At 28.2% G+C, this 11,133-nt stretch carries 9 protein-coding genes; all 9 read left to right on the top strand.

What is annotated here, in order from left to right; translation table 11 throughout:
* On the top strand, positions 1-321 hold a 321-nt coding region (locus tag E6248_RS08140), incomplete at its 5' end, for a class I SAM-dependent methyltransferase (protein ID WP_316340321.1).
* Between the two features lie 453 nt (positions 322-774).
* Positions 775-1,053, top strand: coding sequence for a helix-turn-helix transcriptional regulator (locus E6248_RS08145; protein WP_136006320.1), 279 nt, complete (start codon positions 775-777; stop codon positions 1,051-1,053).
* Positions 1,054-1,072: 19 nt separating this feature from the next.
* A complete protein-coding gene (locus E6248_RS08150) occupies positions 1,073-2,416 on the top strand; it encodes an MATE family efflux transporter (RefSeq protein WP_316340322.1) in 1,344 nt (447 codons plus the stop codon).
* Positions 2,385-4,691 carry a bifunctional glutamate--cysteine ligase GshA/glutathione synthetase GshB gene (gshAB, locus tag E6248_RS08155; protein ID WP_316340323.1) on the top strand — a complete coding sequence of 769 codons (2,307 nt, stop codon included), beginning with the start codon at positions 2,385-2,387 and terminating at the stop codon, positions 4,689-4,691. The genes E6248_RS08150 and gshAB overlap by 32 nt, the downstream gene beginning before the upstream one ends.
* A 340-nt stretch (positions 4,692-5,031) precedes the next feature.
* A complete protein-coding gene (locus tag E6248_RS08160) occupies positions 5,032-6,066 on the top strand; it encodes a M42 family metallopeptidase (protein ID WP_316340324.1) in 1,035 nt (344 codons plus the stop codon).
* Positions 6,067-6,225: 159 nt separating this feature from the next.
* On the top strand, positions 6,226-6,726 hold the full coding sequence (locus E6248_RS08165; protein ID WP_316340325.1) for a DedA family protein: 501 nt from the start codon (positions 6,226-6,228) through the stop codon (positions 6,724-6,726).
* A gap of 268 nt (positions 6,727-6,994) precedes the next feature.
* Positions 6,995-8,617: a multicopper oxidase gene (locus E6248_RS08170; RefSeq protein ID WP_316340326.1), complete on the top strand. Its 1,623-nt coding sequence runs from the start codon at positions 6,995-6,997 to the stop codon at positions 8,615-8,617.
* A gap of 198 nt (positions 8,618-8,815) precedes the next feature.
* Positions 8,816-9,421 (top strand): HAD family phosphatase, encoded by a 606-nt coding sequence (locus E6248_RS08175; protein ID WP_316340327.1) that lies wholly within the window; start codon positions 8,816-8,818, stop codon positions 9,419-9,421.
* Between the two features lie 240 nt (positions 9,422-9,661).
* Positions 9,662-11,107: a DEAD/DEAH box helicase gene (locus tag E6248_RS08180; protein ID WP_316340328.1), complete on the top strand. Its 1,446-nt coding sequence runs from the start codon at positions 9,662-9,664 to the stop codon at positions 11,105-11,107.
* The last annotated feature ends 26 nt before the right edge of the window (positions 11,108-11,133 follow it).

The raw sequence follows: 11,133 nt of genomic DNA on the forward strand, positions 1-11,133 counted from the left end.
AAATATATATTTCCAGGTGGAGTTATCCCTAGTTTGAGAGAAATCATAAATTTAGGTAGTGAATTTGATTATTATACATTAGATGTGGAAAGTTTAAGAAGACATTATCATAAAACATTACTTTGCTGGTATGATAATTATAAAAACAATATAGATAAGATTTCAGAAATGTTCGATGAAAGATTTGTTAGAATGTGGGAATTGTATTTATCTGCTTGCGCTGCATCATTCAATAATGGAATGATTGATTTACATCAGATAGTATTTTCAAAAGGGAATAATAACACACTAGAAATGACTAGAGATTATTTATATAAATAATATTTTAAATTTTGTGATACAAAATTTAAAATTGATAATGAATAATTAAGGTTTTTTTCATTAATTATTCATTATTTTGCTTTGCAAAATTTTCTATTGACTAAATATAGTTTAAAGTTGAAATAATAAACTTATAATCAATTTGGTTAACTGAAGAGAGGCTAAAAAATTTCTATTGACTAAACATAGATAATTATCTATATTTATATAAGGGTCATATATAGATAATTGTCTATATAAAGTGATTCTTATCTTCAGGTGGAGTTTTGTTAAAAAGTAGAGAACCAAAATCTTGTGTTTTGTGTGAATCACTTTTACAGAGTACAGGATGCCTACTTCATCTGAAGGTTAGAAGAACTAATCCAGGCGCGTAGCAGTGCTTAGCTCACACTTATAGAAGGTGGGAGTGTTAGCAATGGTAGCGATCGGATAAAATATTTAAAGGTGATGGTTATGACTAAAAAATATGAAAAAAATATTAAAATATTAAAAGCATTAAGTGAAGTTAATAGGCTTAAGATTGTAGATATGCTTTCATCTGGGGAAAAATGTGCATGTATAATACTCGAGAGCTTTAAGTTTACTCAGCCAACATTATCTCATCATATGAAGGTTCTTATGGATTCTGGAATTGTAAAATGCAGAAAAGAAGGAACTTGGATACATTATAGATTAGATAAAGAATTATGTGATGAAGTTTTAGATTTTTTAAATGAAATATTAAAGGAATAATTATAATTTAGGAGAGATTATGAATAAGGTTGATTTAACTAAAGGAAAAGTTTTAAATGTGCTTTTAGCTTTATCCTTGCCCATAATGGGAAGTTCCTTTCTTCAATTTACTTATAATTTAATAGATATGCTATGGGTAGGAGGCTTAGGTAGTGATGCTGTTGCTAGTATAGGTTCTTCAAGTTTTTACGTGGGACTTGGATACTCAATAAATGCACTAGTAATTATAGGTACAGGAATAAAAGTTGCCCATTCCTTTGGAAGAAGGGATAATAAAGCCATAGATGAATACATATTAAATGGAGTAATTTTAAATGCTATAGTAGGGGGATTATATAGCTTAGCACTTATTTTCCTAGGCAAAAGTTTTATAGGATTCTTGAATATTGGTAATGCCGTAGTTGAAAAAAATGCATATATATATTTAGCAATAAGTGCACCAATGTTATTTTTTTCTTTTTATAATACTTTATATATAAGAATTTTTAATAGTTTTGGGAATACTAAATCTGCATTAACTATAAGTGCTACAGGGCTTATAATAAATATTATTTTAGATCCATTAATGATATATACCTTTAAACTAGGAGTATCTGGAGCAGCTTTTGCAACATTAATTGCTAATGGAATTATGTTTTTATTATTTATAAGAAAATCAAAAGCTTTATTTAAGGTGGATTTTTCATTGGGAATTAATTTTAGTAAAATAAAAGAAATAGCACTACTTGGACTACCTATGTCCTTTCAAAGAGTATTATTTACTTTTGTAAATATTCTTTTAGCAAGAATAATAGGAAGCTTTGGAGCTGATGCTATTGCTGCTCAGAAAATAGGACTTCAAATTGAGTCAGTAGTTTATATGGTAGTAGGGGGCCTAAATGGAGCGATATCAGGGTTTGTAGGACAGAACTTTGGAGCAAAAAAATATGATAGAATAAACAAGGGATATAATACAGCAGTTAAAATAGGTATTATTTATGCTTCATTAGTAAGTATAGTATTTATTTTCACACCAGATATTTTAGTAAAACTTTTTGTAAGAGAAGAAGCAACAATTAAAATAGCAAGTGAATATTTAAGAATTATTGGATATTCTCAAGTTTTTGCTACAATAGAAATGATATCAAATGGTGTTTTTACTGGACTTGGATATCCTAAGATACCAGCTATTATAAGTATAGTTTTTACTATATTAAGAATACCAATAGCCTTAGTATTAATAGGGATAATGGGGATAAATGGCGTTTGGTTTGCTATATCAATATCAAGCGTATTAAAAGGAATAACTGCGTATTTAATATATAAATTGAAAATATGGAAGGTGTATAGAAATGTTAGATGTGATTCAGTCACTGAATTATAAAGAAAAGTTGTTAAGAGGTAATTTTGGAATAGAGCGTGAAACATTAAGAGTTAATGAAGAAGGAAAATTGGCATTAACAAAGCATCCAGAAGTATTTGAATGTAAAATAACTCACCCTTATATAACAACAGATTTTTCTGAAAGTCAAATAGAGCTTATTACTCCAACCTTACATACATTAGAAGAGGTATATAGTTTTTTAAATTCTATTTACGATATAACTGCTTTAGAACTTAAGGATGAATATTTATGGCCGCAGTCAATGCCATGTGATATTCCAGAAGATGATTTGATTCCTATTGCAGATTATGGGAAGTGTAGTAGTGGATCAGTAGCTAGTAACTATAGAAAAAAGTTATTAAAGAAGTATGGTGGAAAGAAGCAATTAATTTCAGGTATCCACTATAATTTTTCTTTTAGAGAAGATTTAATTGAAGATCTATATAAAAAGCTAGGAAAGAATGAAAGCTATAGAGATTTTAGAGATAATCTTTATTTAAGGGTAGTAAGAAATTATTTAAGATATAGATGGATTTTAATTTATCTTCTAGGTGGAACTACAACTATGCATGAAACCTTTGGTGAAAAGTGTGTAGTTGATTTAGATAAGATAGCTAAAGATGGTTTTAGTAACAATGGAGCTGTTTCATATAGAAATAGTGAATGTGGTTATAAGAATCAAATTGATTTATATCCAAACTATGAGTCTGTTAAAAGCTATGTTGAAAGTGTATATAAGTTTATAGATGACAAGATGATAGATAGTCATAAGGAACTTTATACTCAAATAAGACTTAAGGCTTATGATAATAATAAGTTTTTAGAATCTCTACTTAAGGATGGTATTAATTATTTAGAAATTAGAAGTATAGATATTAATCCTTTTAATAAAGTAGGAATTTCTTTAGAAGATTTAAACTTTATTAATTTATTTACTTTATATCTTCTTACTAAAGAGGAAAGTGATTATAAATCTTGGCAAGAAGAGGCACAAAATAATCAAAATATTATTTCTATATATGGGCAAATGGATGTAGTCTTATATAAAGATGGTAAAACTATATCGAAGGAATCGTGGGCATTATCAATATTAAATGAAATGCTAGATATGAATAACAAATTAAGCCTTGGAAAAGAAGATATAATTAGTGGTATGATTGAAAAGATAGTAGATAATAAATTAACTTATGCCTATAGAGTATCAGAAATGGTTAAGGAAAAAGGATTTATTAAAAGCCACTTGGAATTATCTAGAAAATATATGAATGAAGCATATAAAAATAGATTTAAGCTTTATGGATATGAAGATTTAGAATTATCAACTCAAATATTAATGAAAGATGCTATTAAAAGAGGAATAAAGGTAGATGTTTTAGATAGAAGTGAGAACTTTATTTCCCTTAAAAAAGATGATCATATTGAATATATTAAGCAAGCAACTAAAACATCAAAGGATAGCTATATAACTGTTTTAATGATGGAAAATAAGGTTGTAACTAAGAAGATTTTAGATGATAAAGGAATAAGAGTTCCTAGAGGAAGTGAATTCTTCAGTTTAGAGGATGCTCTAGAAAGTGCCTGTAGATATATAAATGAGCCTATAGTAATTAAGCCAAAATCAACTAACTTTGGATTAGGTATATCTATATTTAAAGATGGAGCATCAGAAGATGATATTAAAGAAGCTATGAATATAGCATTTAAGCATGATAATACAGTCTTAGTTGAAGAGTTTATAAAAGGAAAAGAATATAGATTTTTAGTAGTTGGAGATAAGGTTTCTGGAATACTTCATAGAGTACCAGCTAATGTTATAGGTGATGGTGAAAGAAGTATAAAAGAATTAGTAGAAGAAAAGAATAAAAATCCACTAAGGGGGAAGGGATATAAAACTCCTTTAGAAAAAATCAACTTAGATGATCATGTTGCATTGTTCTTAAAGCAAGATGGATTAGATTTTAATTATATTCCTAATAAGGATGAAATAGTATATCTAAGGGAAAACTCCAATATTAGTACAGGTGGAGATAGTGTAGATTACACAGATGAAATTCCAGATGCTTATAAAAAGATTGCTGTGGAATCGGCACAGGCAGTAGGAGCTAGAATCTGTGGTGTAGATATGATGATAGAGGATTATAATAGAGAAGAAATTAATTATTCTATAATAGAATTAAACTTTAATCCAGCTATTCATATTCATTCTTATCCGTATAAAGGAAAAGAAAGAGAAATAGCAAAGGATATATTAGAAGAACTTAATTTCATTAAATAAGATAGAAATAATAAATAAGGTGCTTTGCACTATTAAAAGTAAGAATGAAAAAGTAAGGGGTATCTTTAGTAACTCTTATGTAATAATATAAACAATTATTGAATGAGCTGTCTTTTTAGATGGCTCATTTTTTATAAATAAATTCAAAAAAATTTTTTTAGATAAAGTAAAGCTTATTATATTTACATAATATATATTTTTAACCATAGGTGGTATAATATTATACATAATAATCTGTAGTTAAACTACAAATTTAAAGAATTATTAGGTGTTTTTAATTTATAGTAAATGTAATAATAAATACAATATTAATAATATTATTATAAAAGGAGTGGTTTAGATGAATTATAGAGTAAATAAGGATTATGTTTTAAATACTGCAAAAAAGATATTAGAGTTTGATAGTCCAACGGGATTTTGCTTTGATATTATGGAAGAAATAAAAAAGATTGCTACTGGCTTTGGATATGAATTTACTACTACTAGAAAAGGCTGTGGAGTAATAACTGTTAAAGGTGAAAGTAATGAAAGAGTTATAGGACTGGCTGCTCATGTAGATACTTTAGGTGCTATGGTTAGGTCAATAACTAGTAGTGGAACATTAAAGTTTACATTACTTGGAGGACCTATTCCAGCTACTATGGATAGTGAATACTGTAAGATTAGAACTAGGGATGGAAAGATTTATACTGGTACTTTTTTAAGCACAAGTCCAGCAGTTCATGTTTATCCAGATAGTAAGGATAAAAAGCGTGATCCTGAAAATATGGAAGTTAGAATAGATGAGAAAGTTTTATCAAAGAAGGACGTTGAAGACTTAGGAATATGTCCTGGTGATTTTATATTCTTAGATACTAAGACTATTATTACTGAAAGTGGATTTATTAAATCTAGATTTATAGATGATAAGGGTAGTGTAGCTGCTTTAATGGGGCTTTTAGAGCTTTTAAATAGGGAAAAAATTACACCCAAATATACAATAAAATTATTTATTTCAGTTTATGAAGAAGTTGGGCATGGGGCTTCATATATACCACAAGATATAACTGAAATGATTGCTGTGGATATGGGATGTATTGGTGATGACTTATCTTGTACAGAATATGATGTATCAATTTGTGCTAAGGATTCAGGTGGGCCTTATGATTATAATATGGTAACTTCACTAATAAACCTTGCAAAGGATAATAATATTAAGTATGCAGTAGATATATATCCAATGTATGGTTCTGATGTAGGAGCTGCATTAAGAGGGGGGAATGATATTAGGGGAGCACTTATAGGTCCGGGAGTACATGCTTCTCATGGTATGGAAAGAACTCATTATGAAGGATTAGAAAATACAATTAAGCTTTTATTAGCATATATAAGTTAAAATAAATACTTTACATTTTATTAAGATATATAAGTTAAAATAAATATTTTACACTTTATTAAGTTATATTTAAGAAAATTAATATTTTTTGTTAAGTTTATATTAAGAAAGATGGGGTAAACTAAGAGTCATTAGAAGATGACTTGGAGTGTGGAGATTATGGACAGCATACAAATAGTGTTAGAGTATTTTGCTAGATATGGATTGATATTTGTTTTTATAATTATATTTTTAGAGTATTTAAATTTTCCGGGGCTAGGAGCAGCTATTATAATGCCAGCTTTAGGTATTGCAGTTGCAAAAGCTAATATGAACTTTATAGTTGCACTTTTCATATCAGTTATAGCTGGATCATTGGCTAGCTATGTACTATATGGAATTTCTTATTGGTTTGGTCAACCTATACTGACATGGGTTTATAATAAGTTTCCAAAGACAAGGAATTCTATAGATAAAGTATGTCAGTATATAGAAAATTATGGTGATAAGGGAGTTTTAATTATAAGACTTCTTCCTGCTGTAAGAACATTAATTCCTTTTGTAGCAGGAATGTTTAGAATGAACGTAGTAAAGTTTTCTATATATTCAACTTTAGGAATAGCAATTTGGAATTCTGTATTTATGTATGCAGGATATGCATTTGGATATTATTTTATATAAGTTGTAATTAAGTTTTTACATTTTATGAAGTTTTATTTTGTGTTGAAAACAATTAATATATGAAGTTATTTAAACAACTTATATCTAAATTAAAAGATCGATTCTTTCAATTTAGATAATTTACTAAAGAATTATTTTTAATTTATAATGATATAAAACTATAGATATAGATTATTGATTGAAAACTATAGTTAATATTTTATTTTACATATATCATATTATTAAACCTTGAATATATTATATTATGATATCTCAAGGGGTGAATAATATGAGTGAAAATGAAATAGCAGGAGATTCATCAGAGAGTTTAAATGAAGAATCTAAAGAAAAAAAGTGTATTCCTGTGAATCCATCGGATCCAAATACAGTTCCTAAATTTGTGGATAAGCTACCTTTACCATATGTAGAGAAAACTAATTCTGAAATATATGAATATGGCGAAGAAAGATCAATGTACAGAATAACTATGAAGGAAAGCAAACATTACTTTTCTTCTTATTTTCCGCCAACAAAAGTATGGGGATATAATGGACTTTATCCAGGACCTACAATTGAAGCTTTTAAGAATATACCAACTTATGTTTTGTGGGAAAATCAATTACCTAAAAAGCATTTTTTACCTTATGATAGAACCTTACATGGAACAGTGGATGATCCAGAAAATAAGACAGTAGTTCACTTGCATGGAGCCAAGGTAGAAAGTAGTAGTGATGGTCATCCGGAAGCATGGTTTACAAGAGATTTTAATATTGTTGGACCTACTTTTAAAAGAAAAGTATATAAATATGATAATTATCAGTCAGGAACAACATTATGGTATCATGATCATGCTATGGGACAAACTAGATTAAATGTTTATGCAGGTCTTGCAGGCTTTTATATTTTAAGAGATGAATTAGAAGAAAGATTAAACTTACCAAAGGGTCAATACGAAATTCCTATAATGATTCAAGATAAATCCTTTAAAGAGGATGGAGAGCTATTTTATCCAGATAAGCCTCCTTTCCCAATAGGGACTAATCCATCAATAGTTCCTGGATTTTTCGGTAATACAATAGTGGTAAATGGCAAGGTGTGGCCATATTTAGATGTTGAACCTAGAAAGTATAGATTTAGAATATTAAATGCATCTAATAGAAGAGAATATATTTTAAGATTATCTAATGGAGCTGAATTTGTTCAAATTGGAACAGATGGTGGGTTAATAGAAATGCCTATGAATCTTTCTAAATTCAAGGTTATGCCAGCAGAAAGAATAGATCTAATTATAGATTTTTCAAAGTATAAAGGTGAAGAAATTCTATTAATGAATGATTATACAGCAGCACCAACTGAAGGAACTAATATGATTCTAAAGTTTAATGTGGTAAAGAAGTTAAAAGGAAAAGATGATAGCACTATTCCAGAAACTTTAAGAGTTGATCATGGACCTAACATTAATGCTGTGAGCAAAAAGAGAAGGGTATCTTTTGGTGTGCAAACTGACCATTATGGAAGACCTCAATTCCAAATAGATGAGATGTTATGGACTGATCCTTCAACAGAAAATCCTAAGTTTGATTCAGTTGAGATATGGAATTTAATTAATCCTATGTTTGGTGGACATCCTATCCATATCCATTTAGTACAGTTTAAAATATTATGGAGAAGACCTTTCGATGTAGAAAATTATAATAATACAGGTAAAGTAATATTTACAGGGGAGGAAGAACCACCTAAAGATTATGAAATGGGATTTAAAGATACTGTAGATGCAGAACCAGGAAAAGTTACTAGATTAATAATGCAGTTTAAAGGATATTCAGGAGATTACGTTTGGCATTGTCATTTCTTAGAGCATGAAGATAATGAAATGATGAGACCTTTAAGAGTATTAGATTGCTGTAAGTAGGGTAAAAGATAGATGGTTTTAATTTAGATAATTTACTATTATTAAAAAAACAGAGGGGCTGTCTCAAAAACAGCCCAATTAATAATTTAAAATTAAGAATTAAAAAAATTGAAATTAAAAATGAATAATGGGTTATGTAATTCTTCATTATTCATTCTTAATTTTTCATTGCGCGACAGCGCAGTAGGGGGAGGATTTATGTATAAGAATATAATTTTTGACTTAGGAAACGTTCTTTTAAGTTTTACTCCAATGGAGTATTTAAAGAGTAAGATAAAAGAAGAGAATATTGAAAGTGTATTTAAAGCAGTATTTCAAAGTGAAGAATGGATTATGTTAGATAGGGGAACAATTACTGAAAAAGAAGCTATATCTAATATAATTGAAAGAAACTTAGACTATAAAGATGATATTAATTTGGCTTTTGAAAATTGGTATGATATATTAAGCCCAATTGAAGAGACAATTAATATATTAGAAGAGCTAAAAGAAAAAGGGTATAAACTATATTATCTATCTAACTTCCATCAGTTAGCTTTCGAAGAAGTAGTAAAAAAGAATAAATTTTTCGAAGTTTTCGATGGTGGGGTTGTATCTTATGCTGAAAAACTTATTAAGCCAGATGAGGCAATATATAAGCTTGTATTAGAAAGATATAAATTAAATCCTAGTGAAACAATATTTATTGATGATACTAAGGCAAATGTAGAAGGGGCTAATAGAATAGGAATTAAAACAATTTTCTTAGAGAAACCTGGTACATTAAGAGAAAATCTTAAAGAGTTAAGTATAGACATAGATTAAGATATTATAACATAGAGCAAGAAAATACAAATACTTAGTTTTATAGTGGACATATTTAAGTTTGTGATTACTTGAAGTAAGGGGAGTAAATAATGAACTTATATAGCCACTTTTTTATTTATTAACTTACCTATTATACTTGTATATAGAATAGTAGTGAGTTAAAATAAAGTGATTCTTAGCAATGGTAGCTATCGAATAAATAAAGTTTTTTAAAAGTTAAAAAAAAGAGGGAGTCTTATGAATATAAATAAATTTAAAGATATGAGCTTAAATAATGAAATTTTAAAAGCTCTAGATAACTTAGGATTTGAGCATCCATCGGAAGTTCAAAAAGAAGTTATTCCAGAAATGTTAAATAAAAATGATATAGTAGTAAAGTCACAAACAGGTAGTGGAAAGACTGCAAGTTTTGGGATACCACTTTGCGAATTAATAAATGAAGAAGAAAATATAGTGAAGGCATTAATATTAGTACCTACTAGAGAGCTTGCAATGCAAGTTAAAGAGGATATTTCAAATATCGGAAGACTAAAGAAAATTAGAGCTGCAGCTATATTTGGAAAACAACCCTTTAACGAGCAAATAAGAAAGTTAAAACAAAGGGTACATATTGTATGTGGAACTCCAGGAAGAGTAATAGACCATATTAAAAGGGAAAACTTAGATACAAGTAAAATAGAATATGTAGTTATAGATGAAGCAGATAAAATGCTTAATATGGGATTTATAGATCAAATAGCAGAGGTATTAAATGATTTGCCAGAAAATAAAAGTACTGCACTTTTCTCAGCTACAATACCTAGTGAAATTGAAGGCTTGTATGAAAAATATATGAAAGAACCAAAGGTTCTAAATATAAAATCTAAGGTCTTTAATAGAGAAAAAATCAGTGAAAAGTATATAATTTCAAATAGAGAAGATAAATTTAAAACATTATTAAAACTTCTTTATAATTATACAGATGATTCAGCAATAGTATTTTGTAATACTAAAGAATCAGTAAGAAATCTTAGCTCTTTGCTTAGAAAAGAAAATATTAAAGTAAATGAGCTACATGGAGATATGGATCAAAAGGAAAGATTAAAAGTAATGGATAGCTTTAAAGGTAAAGAATTTAAAGTATTAGTAGCTACAGATATTGCTGCTAGAGGAATTCATATTAACCATATAACAAATGTATTTAATTACGAAGTACCTATGGAAAAGGAAAGTTATGTTCACAGAATAGGAAGAAGTGGTAGAGGAGATAAGAATGGTTTAGCTATTACTTTAACTTCTACAGGAGAAAAAAGATTTTTAGAGGACATAGAAGAGTATATAGGATATAAAATTGAAGAAATAACTATTCCTGAATATGAAAAAGTTATTGAGGGAAGAAAAAGATTTCTTGAAGATCAAAAAACTAATTATGGAAATAGTAATAATAAGAAAAAATCTATACATAGTGAAGTTACTAAGCTTTATATAGGGGCTGGCAAGAAAAAGAAGATTAGAAATATCGATATTCTTGGAGCTTTAAGCAACTTAGATGGTATTACTGGAGAAGATATAGGTATAATTGATGTTCAAGATGGATTTTCTTATGTAGATATTTTAAATGGAAAAGGTAATATAATTTTAAGGAAGCATAAAGAAATAAAAGTAAAGGGAAAAATAGCCAAGATAAGTAGAGCTAAAAACTAAGTTATAAATTTCAGGTAAAGTAATAA

This window comes from Clostridium sp. (assembly GCF_032552055.1).
GTDB lineage: Bacteria > Bacillota > Clostridia > Clostridiales > Clostridiaceae > Clostridium.